This is a genomic window from Paenibacillus chitinolyticus NBRC 15660, from assembly GCF_000739915.1.
Lineage (GTDB): Bacteria > Bacillota > Bacilli > Paenibacillales > NBRC-103111 > Paenibacillus_F > Paenibacillus_F chitinolyticus.
In genome coordinates this window covers 186,915-201,009 of sequence record NZ_BBJT01000009.1, presented here as the reverse complement: position 1 = coordinate 201,009, position 14,095 = coordinate 186,915, and the positions used below count along the sequence as shown (strand labels likewise).

Here is a 14,095-nt window from a genome sequence, read left to right as displayed (position 1 = left end):
CCGATGACCGCCTTCCCTGAGCAAGGCAAACGTGTAATTATGCTGGCGGACTGCCAGTCTTTTTACGCATCCGTGGAAAAAGCCGCCCATCCCCAATACCGCGATAAGCCTGTCGTCGTAGCGGGCGATCCCGCCCGCCGTTCCGGGATTATTCTGGCAGCCTGCCCCCTCGCTAAAGCGCACGGCGTCACAACGGCCGAAAGGCTGGGCGAAGCCCTCCGGAAATGTCCCGAAGCCGTAGTCATCCGCCCCCGCATGGAAGAGTACATTAAAGTCTCCATGCAGATTACGGCCATTCTTCAAACGTACACCGATCTCGTGGAGCCGTTCAGCATTGATGAACAGTACCTTGATGTGACGGGGAGCCTGCATCTCTTCGGCACTCCCGTCGAAATCGCCAGAGATATCCAGCAAAAGGTGCTGCAGGAAACCGGCGTATGGACGCGGGTCGGCATCAGCGAAAATAAAGTGCTCGCTAAAATGGCCTGCGACAATTTCGCCAAGAAAAACCGGGAGGGCATCTACGAGCTGCCCAAAAGCGAAATCGCCGATCTCTGGGAGCTGCCCGTCAGCAAAACGTATCTGATCGGCTCCCGGATGACCCGGCATCTTAACCGCATGGGCATCCTTACCGTCGGCGACTTGGCAAGGACCCCTCCGGCCCGTCTGCGCGCCCGCTGGGGAATCAACGGGGAAGTCATCTGGCGGGTAGCTAACGGCATCGATCCTTCTCCGGTAACCCCTCAGACTCACGAGGGGCAAAAGGCCGTCGGCCATCAGATGACGCTGCCCCGCGACTATGCGACGGCCGAAGAAATCAAAGTCGTGCTGCTCGAGCTCTCCGAACTGGTATGCCAGCGCTGTCGGGCCAAAGGCTGCCAGGGCCAGGTGGTCTCCGTCGGCTGTCAGGGCGCGGATTACGACCATCCGAGCGGTTTTTACCGCCAGATGAAGCTGGCGGACCCGACACAGCTCACCGATACGGTCTATGAAACGGCGCAGCTGCTGTTCCGCAAGCACTGGGACGGCCTGCCCGTACGCAAGGTCGGAGTCACCCTGGGAGACCTCGTGCCCGATGATCAGTACCAGCTGCTGATGTTCGGAGACGAGGAGCGAAAAATCGCTCTGGAGCGGACGACGGATACGATCCGGCAGCGGTTCGGAAGCACCGCCATTATGCGCGCGGTTTCCGCTACTCCGGCCGGTCAGGCCAAAGACAGATCCCATAAGATTGGAGGTCATTACAAGTGAACTCTTCTTCGACCGGTTCCAAGACAGGCAAGAAGCTTCAGGGAAACGGCCTGTATGAATCGTCCCGCATGATGCTGCCCGAGCACAAAGAAGCCTACCTGCGCCATCAGCGGGAACTGAACCGACGGGCTCACCCGTCGCTGGAAGACGAAGAGCGCCAGCGCATAGGCAGTCTTCTGGCCCAGGCGAAAACAACGGGGCGAGTGCTTACCCTGACGGTATACGGTCCTTTCGAGGACGAGGAGATAACCGGAATCGTCCGGCGCATCGACCCTCTGAAGCAGGAAATCCATCTTGAAGTGCCAGGAAATGTGCGCCGGCTCGCTTTTGACGATATTCTCAGAATCAGTGATTAAAAATCCGGTTTCCGGGGTCAAAGTAAAATCCGGAACGACTGCTCGGAATACCGGGATTAAAGCAGGGCTTTTCGGACAAATCTGCGGCAAAAAAATGAAAAAGCAAAAAAACCGTCTTTCTTCTTTATCGAAGAATAGACGGTTTTTTTGTAGATGGGCACGAAAAATAACGGAACCTTCCGTGCCTATTCATCTGCAGGGGCGACCTGCACTTTTTAACGGAACATTCCCCACAGCTTTAATAAGTGGAACGTGTTGTTGGGGTCGATTTTTTGGGCGATGACAAAATCAATCAGAGACGACGACTGCGCTTGGGTAAGCGGTTCGCCCAGCACTTTGGAAAACTGGGCGACGAAAGCGGCGACTTTCTGCCGGTTTTGCAGATCGTACTTCGTGACCCCTTCCAGCAGCCTTTTAATGCGTTCTTTAATTTCCGGGTTTTTCATTTTCCATTTCACGCGTTCGACCAGAGCCGGATCGATTCCATATTGCTGATAGCTCACTTGAACACCTCCCCGTTATCCATCCCTGCTAACATATGTCGGCAGCGGCCCGGATGTGCCTGGATTTTACGGGTGGAAAAGCTTACGGCCCGTTCCGGCAGCGGGATCGCTCTCGTCTCAGTCTCATTCAGAAGGACATTCCACTGGCCGCTCCTGTCTCCGTCAGGAACCCCGGCTGACTCGCACGGCAAAGAAACGATTCGACTTCGGCGGGAACGGCGGTCAACCACATGACACATGTGACGCCAGGAACCGACACACAGGGAGCATCACGCGGCACAAAAAAACCGACCGGCAGCCGCCGATCGGTTTTCGTCTGAGTCGTGGATCAATCCATAATATCCCCGTCGAAAATAAGTTCCCGCTGGAGAAAGTCGCGAAGCGGAATATACTCCGCCGCCGTCCAGAACTCCTGCCGCGCCACAAGCTCGGCCGCATCGTCACGGGCCAGCTCCATCGTTTCGAAGTCGACCATCATGTCGGCGATCCGGAAGTCGGGCAGGCCGCTCTGCTTCGTGCCGAAGAAATCTCCGGGCCCGCGAAGCTCCAGATCCCGCCGGGCGATTTCGAAGCCGTCCGTCGTATCCGTCATCGCCTGCATCCGCTCCTTGCCGACTTCGGTTTTCGGATCGGCGATCAGGACGCAGAACGACTGGTGCTCCCCGCGCCCGACCCGGCCCCGCAGCTGATGCAGCTGCGACAAGCCGAACCGGTCCGCATCGTATACAACCATCAGTGTCGCATTCGGGACGTCCACACCGACCTCGATGACCGTTGTGGATACGAGCGTGTGGATCTCGCCGTCCTTGAACCGGTGCATGATCTCGTCCTTCTCGGCCCCCGTCATCCGCCCGTGCAGCAGCCCGACCTTCAGATCGGGAAACGCCTGCTGAAGCTGGACGTGTACGTCTATCGCGTTCTGCACGTCCAGCTTCTCCGACTCCTCGATCAGCGGGCAGATCACGTAAGCCTGGCGGCCCTCATCCGCTTCCCGGCGGATAAAGCCGAGCACCCGGTCGAACATCTCGTGACGCACCCAATACGTTTTGATCGGTTTGCGCCCCTTCGGAAGCTCCCGGAGCGTCGAGACGTCAAGATCGCCGAACGCGGTAATCGCCAGCGTCCGGGGAATCGGCGTCGCCGTCATCGTCAGCACGTCGGGGTTCATTCCTTTGCGCCGCAGAATGCTGCGCTGATTTACCCCGAACCGGTGCTGCTCGTCGGTGACGACAAGCCCCAGCTTGCGGAAGAAGACGTCTTCCTGGATGAGGGCATGCGTGCCGACCAGAATGTCGAGCATGCCCATCTGCAGCGACGCGAGAAGCTCCCGCCGCTGGCGGGCGGTCGTGCTTCCGGTGAGCAGGGCGACCTGCAGCCCGTAGGGCTCGAACATGGCCGTCAGCGAGCGGTTGTGCTGTTCGGCAAGGATCTCCGTCGGCACCATCAGTGCGCCCTGACAGCCGGCCGTTACCGTCGCGTAGAGCGCCGCCGCGGCAACGACCGTCTTGCCCGCTCCGACATCGCCCTGAAGCAGGCGGTTCATCGTGTAAGGCTCCTGCATGTCCTGCAGGATCTCCGCGATGACCTTCTTCTGCGAGGGCGTCAGCGTGAACGGCAGGCCGCGCACGAAGGCGCGCACCTTCGGGAGATCCACCTGCTGCGCGAGCCCGTCGGCACGGTTCCGAGTAATGGCCCGGAAGGCGTGCATTTTGAGCTGAAACAGGAACAGCTCCTCATACACCATCCGGCGTCGGGCCTCGTTCCCGTCCTCCGTCCCCTGGGGGCGGTGGATGATCTCCATGGCTCTTCTGCGGGGCAGCAAGCGGTACTTGCGCAGCAGCTCCGCAGGGATGATCTCGCTTACCATCGCGCTGTACTGGGTAAGGGCCTGAGCCGTCGCCTTGCGCATAAAATGCTGGGTAAGGGAGCCTCCAACGGAATAGACCGGCTGCAAAGTGCCGGTCTTGGAAGTTCCCCTATCGGGAAATTCGGAATCCGAAACCGTCATCTGATGACGGCGCTGGTCCCACTTGCCCGTCAGGACAATTTCACGCCCGGGAGCGAGCTGGTCTTTGAGGAACGGCCGGTTAAACCAGACGGCGGTAACAAAAAAGTGGTCAATGACCACTTTGCAGCTAAGCCTGTTTTTGCGGCCGTATCTTTGCAGGACAGGCTCGGACATGATCTTGCCCTGCACGGTAATTTTTTCTCCGTCTTTGACCTGGGTCAAATCGCGGATGGAGTAATCTTCGTAGCGGAACGGGTAGTACTCGAGCAGATGAGCAACACGGGTAATGCCAAGGGCCTGCAGTTCTTCGGCCTTCTGTCCGCCGATTCCGCGGACTTCCGTAACCGGAATTTCGTTAAGATTCATGTCAGGCCGGACTCACGAATGCAGCTACGGTTCCCGGTCCCGCATGGGTTCCGATAACCGGACCGATGGTGATGTACTGCATGCTCTTGACCGTAAAGTTCTGCTCGATAAGGCGGTACAGCTCTTCCGCCGCTTCCGTGTTGTTCGCGTGTGCCACGCTGATGTGAATGTCCCCGCCGGGAATGTCCCGCCGCATCATTTCGATGATTCGGGCCATCGCTTTCTTCTGCCCGCGTACTTTATCCACCGAAGCGATTTCTCCCTCGGGATCTATGGACAGAATCGGCTTAATGTTGAGCAGGGAACCGATCAAAGCGGACGCTTTGCCGATTCTGCCGCCTTTTTGCAAATATTCGAGCGTGTCGACAAGGAAGTAAATGACGAACGATTCGCGGATTTCCCGCACGATCTCCGCGCATTCTTCCAGGCTTTTGCCTTCCCTGGCCGCTTCTGCGGCGGCCACGACAAGGGCGCCTATTCCGTAACACGCCGATTTGGAATCAATCACTTGTACGCGGTCTTCCTCGTCCAGCATCGACTTGGCCAGCAGGGCGGACTGGTACGTTCCGCTCATGGCCGACGACAGATGGATGGACAAAATTTTGACCTCGGGATCTTCGGCCAGCAGTTTCTCATAGAGCGCAAGAAACTCCGCGGGCGAAGGCTGAGAGGTTGTCGGCATGCTGTGAGCGGCGACCAGCTTGTGATAAAACTGCTCCGCATCCAGGGTAACCGCATCCAGATAAGTTTCTCCGTCGAGGTGGATTTTGAGCGGAACCATTTCAATACCGAGTTTTTCACGGGTAGCTTGCGGAATATCCGACGTGCTGTCCGTTACAATTCGAACGCGGCTCATATGCAAACCCCTCTCTTACTCTACGGAAAATATATAGGCGTACAGCGGCTGTCCGCCCGGATGAAGCTCGATCTCCACGTTCGGATACTGAGCTTCGATATAGGCGGTAAGCTGCTCCGTCTGCTCGTCGCCGGCATCCTCGCCCGTCAGGATCGTCACGATCTCGGCATCGCGGATCATATGATCCAGAAGCTTCCGGCTCGCTTCGACAAGCTCCGGTTCGGATACGACGATTTTGCCGTCCTCGATGCCGATAAAATGACCTTCTTTGATTTCGATGCCGTCGATGGACGTATCGCGAACCGCAAAGGTAACCTGACCGGAACGGACGCCTTGAATCGCTTCGTTCATGGTTTGTTCGTTGACGTCGGCGCCGGCTTTTTCCTGGAATGCCAGAATGGAGGCCAAGCCCTGCGGAATCGACTTCGTCGGAATGACGATAATCCGCTTGTCTTCCACAAGATCCTGCGCCTGCTTCGCGGCCATGATGATATTGGAGTTATTGGGCAGAATAAACACGGTTTCCGCATCGATCTGCTCAATCGCCTTCACAACGTCTTCCGTGCTCGGGTTCATCGTCTGTCCGCCGGACAAAACGACATCCACGCCTACGCTTGTGAAAATCTCCGTAATGCCCTGGCCGAGAGCCACGGCTACGAATCCGTACGGCTTGAGTTCTTTGGCGGCCGGCACCACCGAACGCTGCGCTTCCTCTTCGGCGGCACGCTCGTAAACCTCAGCCGCTTCTTCCAGGATATGCGAATGCTGATCGCGCATGTTCTCGATTTTGATCCGGGTCAGATCTCCGTATTCCATGGCCAGATTCATGACTTGTCCGGGGTATTCCGCATGAATATGAACTTTGACAAGCTCATCGTCCGCCACGACCAGCAGCGAATCTCCATGCTTTCCGAGCTGGCTGCGGAAATGAATTTCGTTGAATTCGAGGCCTTTCGTCTTGCCGGGAACGACCTTCAGCAAAAACTCGGTACAGTAGCCGAATTCGATGTCATCCGTAGACATATGAAGCTGCGCGGGACCCGTGCGGTCCATGTGATGGGCCTCGGGAGCGAGCTGGAGCGTTGCAATGTCCTTGTCCTTGGCGGCCTGCCCCAGCACGGGCGCATCCGCAACGATAAAGGAGGACGTATCCTCCTGCTGCACGCCGTTCAGCGCGGAAACGAACCCTTCGTAAATGCAGACCAGGCCCTGTCCGCCCGCGTCGACTACGCCTACCTGCTTCAGGACGGGAAGCATGTCCGGCGTTCTGGACAGGGTTTCGCTCGCCTGCTTCAGCACCTCTTCCACGAGCTCCGTGACGTCCGCACAGCGTCTTGCCGAGGCAACGGCATGCTTCGCCGCCTCCTTGGAAACGGTCAGCACGGTGCCTTCCACGGGTTTGACAACCGCTTTATATGCGGTGTCCACGCCCTGCTGCAGAGCAGCGGCAAACTGCTGCACGTCGATCTCTTCCATATCATGCGTATACTTGGCGAAGCCTCTGAAAAGCTGGGACAGAATCACGCCGGAGTTGCCCCGTGCGCCCATAAGCAGTCCCTTGGACAAAGCTTCCGCCGCTTTGCCGATATGTGCGGACGGCTTGCGTTTCAGTTCTTCTACGCCCGACGTAAGCGTCAGGTTCATATTCGTTCCGGTATCTCCGTCAGGGACCGGGAAAACGTTCAGACCGTTCACCCTGTCCACATTTCTGCGAAGGTTGTCAGCTCCAGCAAACACCATCTGCATAAAATCATTTCCATTTATTGTGTTAAAGCGCTTACTCAATGGTATTCTCCTTCCTGATTACCGGGATACCCTAACCCCTTGAACGAATATGTGAACTTCATCTACGTGCAGACCCACTACTTCATTTAATACATACTTCACCTTGGTCTGGACGTTGTGCGCCACCACGGATATTTTGGTTCCGTAACTCACAATAATGTATAGATCAATCTCTACGCGGTCCTGTTCGCGGCGAACTTCCACACCCCGCCCCAGATTATCCCGTCCGAGCAATTCTGCAATGCCATCTTTTAATTGTTTGCGCGAAGCCATACCGACCAGACCGTAACAATCCAATGCGGCGGAACCCGCAAGTACGGCGATCACTTCGTCGGTTACATGAATTTTACCTAATTCGTTGCTTACCTCGATTGGCATGAGAATACCAACTCCTTCAAAAAGGGTCAATAGGACTAATCCTCATTGTACTATAACCTATGGAATAAATAAATGACAAAAATGGTGCCTATTCGTTGACTATCTCTTTTTCGCTGTGCTATTATATTTAAGTGTGTTTATTGAATGCGGTAGAACGAAGCAAACCGATGCCCTGAACTTAAACAGGCCGACGAGCCACATGCTAACAAAAGCTGCCTTGCTGTGTGTTAGGTTTAGGCTTGCCATGCTGGCAGTTTCGTATACTTATAAGGAGGTGTCATTCATGTCTCGCAAATGCTATATTACTGGCAAATCCCCGAAGTCCGGAAACCATGTTTCCCACGCGAACAACAAAAACAAGCGTACATGGGGCGTTAACGTACAAAAAGTACGCATCCTGGTGGACGGCAAACCGAAGCGCGTTTACGTCAGCACCCGTGCCCTGAAATCCGGCAAAGTGGAACGCGTATAACAATCGCTTTAGCGAAAAGACAAAAAGCACCGTAACGGGTGCTTTTTTTCGTGCCTTTTAACAGGCGCAACGGCTGTAGCTATTAATTTTTGCTGAACGTGTTAAGTACAGCCTTGACAAAACCGCCCAAAAATTTCGGCAGCTTGACTGTGTAGAATTTCATCCTCTACCCCTCCTTCATGATTGCCGGCAAACCGCTCTCATCGGTTCCAGTATATTCGCACATGCCCGAAAATGTGCTTGCCCCCGAAAACGAATACGCGGCTTTCACTCCCCCTGCTGCGTGGGCATCCTGACATCCTTTTATCCCATAAAAAAAGGTTACAAGAATGCTTAAATTCTCGTAACCAAGTGTATGCCCCCGCCGGGGGATTTATGACACGTCCGCTCTGCAGCGGCCGGTTGGCGATTGCGGCGGGTTTTAATTTCCCGCGGATTCGCGGATCAGGCGGATCGCTTCCGCGCGGTCGGGCCGGCCGAACACCGCATTGCCGGCAACCGCCATCGTGGCGCCTGCCTCAGCGACCAGCGGCGCGGTCTTTTCGTTGATTCCGCCGTCCACTTCGATCTCCACGTGATCCAGCCCACGCTCCCGGAGCTTGCCGCGAAGGTCGCGAATTTTGGAAAGCATGCCCGGTATAAACGACTGCCCTCCGAAGCCCGGGTTAACGGTCATGATGAGGACCAGGTCCAAATACTCTTCCAGTACATGTTCGATAGCGGACAAAGGAGTGGCGGGATTCAGGACGACTCCGGCCTTGATCCCGTGCTCCTTGATCTGATGAAGCGTGCGGTGAAGGTGTGGACACGTCTCCACATGCACGGAGATCAAATCTGCGCCCGCTTTGGCAAAGTCTGCGATATATCTTTCGGGCTGCTCGATCATCAGGTGTACATCGAGCGGCAGGGACGTATGAGGCCGGATCGCGGATACGATAGGAGGGCCCAGCGTGATATTCGGCACGAAGTGACCGTCCATGACGTCGACATGTATCCAGTCGGCGCCCGCTTTCTCAACCTCGCGAATTTCTTCGCCAAGCTTGGCGAAGTCGGCGGACAGAATGGATGGAGCTATGCGCAGCATCTTAGTACCTCCTCTTTTTTTCTTTCATTTCCTGCAAAAACTGCAAATAATGCTCGTAGCGGCTTACGGCGATTTCCCCCTGCTCCACGGCGTCGCGGACTTTGCAGCCCGGTTCGTGAAGATGCAGGCAGCCCCGGAACTTGCACGTTTCGGCATAAGACTGGAACTCGCGGAAGCAGGATCCGAGGTCTTCGGCTTCCAGTTCGACAAAGTCAAGCTGACTGAAGCCCGGCGTGTCCGCGACATATCCGCCCTTGGCGAGCGAAATCAATTCCACATGCCGCGTCGTATGCTTCCCCCGGCCCAGCCGGTGGCTGATCTCGTTGGTCTGAAGATCCAGACCCGCCACGATCGCATTCAGCATGGACGATTTGCCGACCCCGGACTGCCCGGCGAATACGCTGATTTTGCCGTCCAGGTATTCGGCAACCTGGTCGACGCCTTCACCCTGCCGCGAGCTCGTCAGCATGACGGGGTAACCGATCTTGCGGTACAGCTCGACCGCGTCGGTAAGCCAGTCGGGCATGGGCGTGGCGACAAGGCCGGCGGAAGCGGATGAAGCCGTTGTTTGAACAGCTTCGCCCTCTTCCATACTTTCAGCGGCACTCTCTTCGGAAGAGTCGTCCGCAAGATCAACCAGATCCGCTTTGGTCAAACAAATAGCGGCATGCAGTCCCGTATTCTCGATGTGGACGAGAAACTTATCCAGCAGCTGCAGGTTCAGATCCGGCTCCACAACCGAGAAGACGAGCATGGCCGTGTCGACGTTCGCGATGGGCGGGCGAATCATTTCGGATGTCCGCGGGTCGATCTCCGTCACCGTTCCTTCGCCGTTGTCCGTCGTTTCGTACTTTACCCGGTCGCCGACCAGCGGTGAAATCCCTCTTTTCTTGAAAACGCCTCTGGCCCTGCACTGCACGAGAGAATCGGAGCCTAGCCGGCTTCCCTCCGGTAGGACATAGTAGTACCCGCTGAGTGCTTTTACGATCAAACCTTGGGGCATTGCGGATCTCGTCCTCCTTTTCGAATCCCGATGTCGGTTCTAGTCATCTTTATCTTTGTTTTTATCCTTGTCCTTGTCTTTGTCCTTATCCTTGCCTTTACCCTTCTCTTCTCCGCCGCTGGAAATAAGCTTGGAGCCTCCGGACTGCTGCATCGAAGTCTGTCCTCCGGTCTGTGGAGGAGTCGGTGTAGGCGAGGGACTGCCGGACTGCTGGTTCAAGAAATCCTGGTAAGTCCGCGTCGTGACGCTTACGACCTTGTCGTCTTCCTTGACGGTAATGACTGCGTTTTTGTCCGGTGCGACGATCACTTTAACATCGACTGCCGACGGCGAGGAGATGGTCTCGGTCCGGTATTCGCGGTTGTCGCCCTGGGCGTCGCTCACAAGCACCTTGAACGTGGACTTCTTTCCTTCCGACGAAGGAACCAGCGGCACGTTGACAATCATCTGACCCGCTTCCTGCGGCATGCCGGAGCTTACGATCAAACCGATGGACTGGCCGACGGGAACGTCGTTATCCGGCTCGTAAGGGAACTGCTTGATAACTTTGCCCTTGGCTACTTTATAGCTGGGCTCTTCGGTGACGGCTCCCAACTTTAATTTGCTGACGGTAATCCGGCTGATGGCTTCTTCCTTCGACAGGCCGACAAGAGCCGGCATCTTGATCGTTTCTTTGCCTTTGCTCGCGATCAGCTTGACTGCGGCTGCGGCCGGATTCAGGTCTTCGCCTTCGCGCGGGGTCTGCTCCAGAACCGTATTCGCTTCCTGGTCTTCGGAGTACCGGTACGTAATGGAGATTTGATCCTCTTTAAGACCGAGCCCCTGGATCAGTTGAGCCTTGGCGTCATCCACGTTGTGATTGACCACCGAAATCATTTTCTTTAATTCAGGCCCTTTGCTGACCTTGAGTTTGACTTTCGTCTGCTCTTTGGCTTTCATCCCCGCCTGCGGATTCTGATCGATAACGATTCCCGCAGGCTGCGGGTCGGCGACCTCTTCCACTTCGTAACCGAGTTTGGCGGCGGTCAGCTTTTCCTGGGCCTTCTGCAGGGTATCCGTTTTGACGTTAGGGACCGGAACCTCGGCAACGACTACTTTCCCCTGCACGAAATAAATGGCGCCGGCCAGCAGCAGAGCGACCAGGACGAGTATCGTGATCCACAGGCCTGTCTTTTTCTTTTTCTTCGGCGGCGGGGACGATTTGGATGCGGCGGACTCCGTTTTTCCAGGGCCCCCCGACTCCTCCTCATCATCTTCGTCATCGAATATTTGCACCTGCTGATTAGGACGGATGGCGGGGAGAACGAGCGTGTTCTCGTCATCGTCATGATCGTCGTGATGGAAGCTTATTTTAGGTTCGTTGCGGCGTTCGGGCTGCAGACAGGTTTCCAGATCCTCCATCATGGCGCGGGCGGACTGGTACCGCTCATCGGGCTTTTTGCGCACCGCTTTGAGAATGATGTTTTCCAGACTTTGCGGAATCATCGGATTAATCCGCCTCGGATCCTCGGCGTCTTCCTGCAAATGTTTCAAAGCCACACTGATCGGGCTTTCGCCGTGAAACGGAAGCTCGCCCGTCAGCATTTGATACATCACGATCCCAAGTGAATACAGGTCCGATTTTTCTCCCGTATTGGTTCCTTTGGCATGCTCCGGCGAGAAATAGTGAACCGAGCCGACGACGGAACCCGTCTGTGTGATCGTAGAAGAAGTAGCCGCGCGGGCGATTCCGAAATCCGTCACTTTAACGCGGCCGTTTTTTCCGATCAGAATATTATGGGGTTTAATGTCCCGATGAATAATTCCGTTATGATGCGCATGTTCCAGAGCATCGCAGATTTGGGCCGCATAATGAACCGCTTCCTCGACAGGCAGCGGGGCCCGCTCTTTGATAATTTCGTTCAGCGTCTTTCCCTCGATATACTCCATCACGATGTAATGGAGATCGCCTTCCTGACCCACGTCGTAAATACTGACCACGTTGGGATGGGAAAGCGATGCCGCCGCCTGGGCTTCCCGGCGGAAACGGCGGATGAACTCCTCGTCGTTCACGTACTGCTGGCGGAGCATTTTGACGGCCACCTTGCGGTGGAGCAGGATATCGAGCCCTTTGTAAACAAGGGCCATTCCTCCCCCGCCTATGCGTTCCAGAATTTCATAGCGGCCACCCAGCTTCGTTCCAATCATGCGGGATCCCCTCCCGAAGCGGGTCCTGAGTCTCCCGATGCAAGAATGATCGTGATGTTGTCGTCTCCGCCCGCATCCAGAGCAGCCTGAAGCAGGCTCTGAGCCATGGCTTCCAATTCGGATTCTCCGCGCACGATCGACAGGATCGTCTGGTCATCGACCAGTCCGCTCAGTCCGTCGCTGCAAAGAAGGAGAATATCTCCGCTCTCCAGACTCAGATGCTGAACGTCCGGCTGCGCATCCGGTTCCGTCCCCAGCGCCCGGGTAAGTACGTTGCGGCGCGGATGGCGCTCCGCTTCGTCCGGCGTCAGCTGGCCGTTCTTCAAAAGCTCGTTCACCAGAGAATGATCCTCCGTCAAACGGAGAATAGAGGGCCCGCTAATTTTATAAGCGCGGCTGTCTCCGATATGCCCCAGGATGGCCAGCTGTCCGGATGCCAGGAGAACGACGACGGTCGTGCCCATTCCCTGAAGCTCTTCCCTGGCGGAGGCATATTCGAACACCTTGCGGTTGGTCGAACGGATCGCTTCCTTCACGGCAAGCTTGCATTCTTCGACCGTCATCGAGGAACTCAGGGATTTGAGTTCTTCCCGGATGATATCGATGGTCATCTGGCTGGCGACGTCGCCCGCTTGATGACCGCCCATTCCGTCGGCCACAATGGCCAAGGAATACCCTCCGACGTCATGCTGAATAACGGCTCTGTCTTCATTTACGGACCGGACCCGGCCGGTATCTGTCACACTCACCATTTTCATCCGCATTTCACTCCGTTATTTCGCTTCCATATGCTTGGCCCGCAGTTGTCCACAGGCGGCGGCAATGTCGCTGCCCTGCTCACGGCGTATGGTTGCGTTGATTTTGTTGCGTTCCAGAATGCGCTGGAAGTTAAAAATATCGTCGCGCGTCGTCCGTACGTAATCCCGCTCCTGCACGTAATTGACCGGAATCAGGTTAACGTGGCACATCGGCAGTTCCTTCAGAACTTCGGCGAGTTCCTCGGCATGCTCGGCCTGGTCGTTTACGTTGCCCATCAGAGCGTACTCGAACGTGATGCGGCGGCCCGTTTTGGCCATGTAATATTTGCACGACTCGATCAGATCGGCGAACGGGAACCGGCGGTTAACCGGCATTAACTTGGAACGGAGCGCATCATTGGGCGCATGGATGGAAATCGCCAAATTGATCTGCGTATCCTCGTCCGCAAATCGGTAAATGTTCGGCACGATACCGCTGGTCGAAACGGTGATGTGGCGCTGGCCGATATTCAGACCCTTCGGGTGAATCATAATGTTTAAAAACTTCATCATCGCATCGTAGTTCTCGAACGGTTCGCCGATTCCCATGATGACAATGGAGCTCACGCGCTCTCCCGTGGCATCGAGGAGCTGCTGCGCTTTGACAATCTGGGCGACGATTTCGCCCGCGCGCAAATCACGCTTCAATCCGCCGAGTGTGGAGGCGCAGAACGTGCAGCCGATCCGGCAGCCGACCTGAGTCGTCACACATACGCTGTTGCCGTAGCTGTGCTTCATGATGACGGTCTCGATCGCGTTTTTGTCCGCCAGCTCGAACAGGAACTTCACCGTTCCGTCTTTCGACTGCTGCTTGGCGATTTCGGTCAGTGTGACGAAGGAAAAGCCGGCCTTCAATTTCTCGCGAAGCGCCTTCGACAAATTCGTCATTTCTTCAAAGTCCGTGACACGTTTCACATACAGCCAGTCGAAAATCTGTCCGGCGCGGAAGACCGGCTCTTTGTTCTCTTCGGTCCACTGCTTCCAGTCTTCCAGACTGTAGTCGTACACAAAAGGTTTATCTACTTGCAAGGTTTTATTTTTCACAGTAA

14 protein-coding genes are annotated in these 14,095 nt (G+C 55.9%); 3 read left to right on the top strand and 11 right to left on the bottom strand.

From position 1 onward, the window contains the following. Window positions 1–3: 3 nt before the first annotated feature. Window positions 4–1,251, top strand: coding sequence for a DNA polymerase IV (locus PCH01S_RS21080; RefSeq protein WP_042232739.1), 1,248 nt, complete (start codon window positions 4–6; stop codon window positions 1,249–1,251). Next, on the top strand, window positions 1,248–1,607 hold the full coding sequence (locus PCH01S_RS21075; protein WP_042232737.1) for a YolD-like family protein: 360 nt from the start codon (window positions 1,248–1,250) through the stop codon (window positions 1,605–1,607). Before PCH01S_RS21080 ends, PCH01S_RS21075 begins: the two co-directional genes overlap by 4 nt. A 215-nt stretch (window positions 1,608–1,822) precedes the next feature. Here PCH01S_RS21075 and PCH01S_RS21070 read toward each other — a convergent pair whose 3' ends face one another. From PCH01S_RS21070 to PCH01S_RS21050, 5 genes are all read right to left on the bottom strand, one after another. Then, window positions 1,823–2,110, bottom strand: a complete 288-nt coding sequence (locus tag PCH01S_RS21070; RefSeq protein WP_042232734.1) for a stage VI sporulation protein F — start codon at window positions 2,108–2,110, stop codon at window positions 1,823–1,825. Between the two features lie 328 nt (window positions 2,111–2,438). After that, window positions 2,439–4,484: an ATP-dependent DNA helicase RecG gene (recG, locus tag PCH01S_RS21065; protein WP_042232731.1), complete on the bottom strand. Its 2,046-nt coding sequence runs from the start codon at window positions 4,482–4,484 to the stop codon at window positions 2,439–2,441. 1 nt (window position 4,485) lies between these two features. Continuing rightward, window positions 4,486–5,340, bottom strand: coding sequence for a DegV family protein (locus PCH01S_RS21060; protein WP_042232729.1), 855 nt, complete (start codon window positions 5,338–5,340; stop codon window positions 4,486–4,488). A gap of 15 nt (window positions 5,341–5,355) precedes the next feature. Then, complete coding sequence (locus PCH01S_RS21055; protein ID WP_042232728.1) at window positions 5,356–7,125, bottom strand: DAK2 domain-containing protein; 1,770 nt, start codon at window positions 7,123–7,125, stop codon at window positions 5,356–5,358. A gap of 18 nt (window positions 7,126–7,143) precedes the next feature. Next, the gene (locus PCH01S_RS21050) at window positions 7,144–7,503 is read right to left on the bottom strand and encodes an Asp23/Gls24 family envelope stress response protein (RefSeq protein ID WP_009672588.1); all 360 of its coding nucleotides are present in this window, start codon (window positions 7,501–7,503) and stop codon (window positions 7,144–7,146) included. Between the two features lie 283 nt (window positions 7,504–7,786). On the opposite strand from PCH01S_RS21050, the gene rpmB reads away from it, so the two are divergent. Beyond that, window positions 7,787–7,975 (top strand): 50S ribosomal protein L28, encoded by a 189-nt coding sequence (gene rpmB, locus PCH01S_RS21045; RefSeq protein ID WP_009672666.1) that lies wholly within the window; start codon window positions 7,787–7,789, stop codon window positions 7,973–7,975. Window positions 7,976–8,057: 82 nt separating this feature from the next. Here the strand turns inward: rpmB and spoVM are convergent, their stop codons facing one another. From spoVM to rlmN, 6 genes are all read right to left on the bottom strand, one after another. Beyond that, window positions 8,058–8,138 carry a stage V sporulation protein SpoVM gene (gene spoVM / locus PCH01S_RS21040; protein WP_036739476.1) on the bottom strand — a complete coding sequence of 27 codons (81 nt, stop codon included), beginning with the start codon at window positions 8,136–8,138 and terminating at the stop codon, window positions 8,058–8,060. A 258-nt stretch (window positions 8,139–8,396) separates the two neighbouring features. After that, window positions 8,397–9,059 carry a ribulose-phosphate 3-epimerase gene (gene rpe, locus PCH01S_RS21035; protein ID WP_042232726.1) on the bottom strand — a complete coding sequence of 221 codons (663 nt, stop codon included), beginning with the start codon at window positions 9,057–9,059 and terminating at the stop codon, window positions 8,397–8,399. A 1-nt stretch (window position 9,060) separates the two neighbouring features. Then, window positions 9,061–10,062 (bottom strand): ribosome small subunit-dependent GTPase A, encoded by a 1,002-nt coding sequence (rsgA, locus tag PCH01S_RS21030; RefSeq protein ID WP_042232724.1) that lies wholly within the window; start codon window positions 10,060–10,062, stop codon window positions 9,061–9,063. A gap of 39 nt (window positions 10,063–10,101) precedes the next feature. Further along, complete coding sequence (gene pknB, locus PCH01S_RS21025) at window positions 10,102–12,249, bottom strand: Stk1 family PASTA domain-containing Ser/Thr kinase (RefSeq protein ID WP_042232722.1); 2,148 nt, start codon at window positions 12,247–12,249, stop codon at window positions 10,102–10,104. Continuing rightward, window positions 12,246–13,007: a Stp1/IreP family PP2C-type Ser/Thr phosphatase gene (locus PCH01S_RS21020; RefSeq protein ID WP_042232720.1), complete on the bottom strand. Its 762-nt coding sequence runs from the start codon at window positions 13,005–13,007 to the stop codon at window positions 12,246–12,248. Before PCH01S_RS21020 ends, pknB begins: the two co-directional genes overlap by 4 nt. Window positions 13,008–13,022: 15 nt before the next feature. Next, window positions 13,023–14,090: a 23S rRNA (adenine(2503)-C(2))-methyltransferase RlmN gene (rlmN, locus tag PCH01S_RS21015; protein WP_042232718.1), complete on the bottom strand. Its 1,068-nt coding sequence runs from the start codon at window positions 14,088–14,090 to the stop codon at window positions 13,023–13,025. Between the last annotated feature and the right edge of the window lie 5 nt (window positions 14,091–14,095).

Bases quoted from the DNA above. Each gene is read 5' to 3' on its own strand.
- PCH01S_RS21060 (WP_042232729.1), bottom strand. From the start codon at position 5,340: ATGAGCCGCGTTCGAATTGTAACGGACAGCACGTCGGATATTCCGCAA.
- recG (WP_042232731.1), bottom strand. From the start codon at position 4,484: ATGAATCTTAACGAAATTCCGGTTACGGAAGTCCGCGGAATCGGCGGA.
- rsgA (WP_042232724.1), bottom strand. From the start codon at position 10,062: ATGCCCCAAGGTTTGATCGTAAAAGCACTCAGCGGGTACTACTATGTC.
- PCH01S_RS21020 (WP_042232720.1), bottom strand. From the start codon at position 13,007: ATGAAAATGGTGAGTGTGACAGATACCGGCCGGGTCCGGTCCGTAAAT.
- PCH01S_RS21050 (WP_009672588.1), bottom strand. From the start codon at position 7,503: ATGCCAATCGAGGTAAGCAACGAATTAGGTAAAATTCATGTAACCGAC.
- spoVM (WP_036739476.1), bottom strand. From the start codon at position 8,138: ATGAAATTCTACACAGTCAAGCTGCCGAAATTTTTGGGCGGTTTTGTC.
- pknB (WP_042232722.1), bottom strand. From the start codon at position 12,249: ATGATTGGAACGAAGCTGGGTGGCCGCTATGAAATTCTGGAACGCATA.
- rpmB (WP_009672666.1), top strand. From the start codon at position 7,787: ATGTCTCGCAAATGCTATATTACTGGCAAATCCCCGAAGTCCGGAAAC.
- PCH01S_RS21080 (WP_042232739.1), top strand. From the start codon at position 4: ATGACCGCCTTCCCTGAGCAAGGCAAACGTGTAATTATGCTGGCGGAC.
- rpe (WP_042232726.1), bottom strand. From the start codon at position 9,059: ATGCTGCGCATAGCTCCATCCATTCTGTCCGCCGACTTCGCCAAGCTT.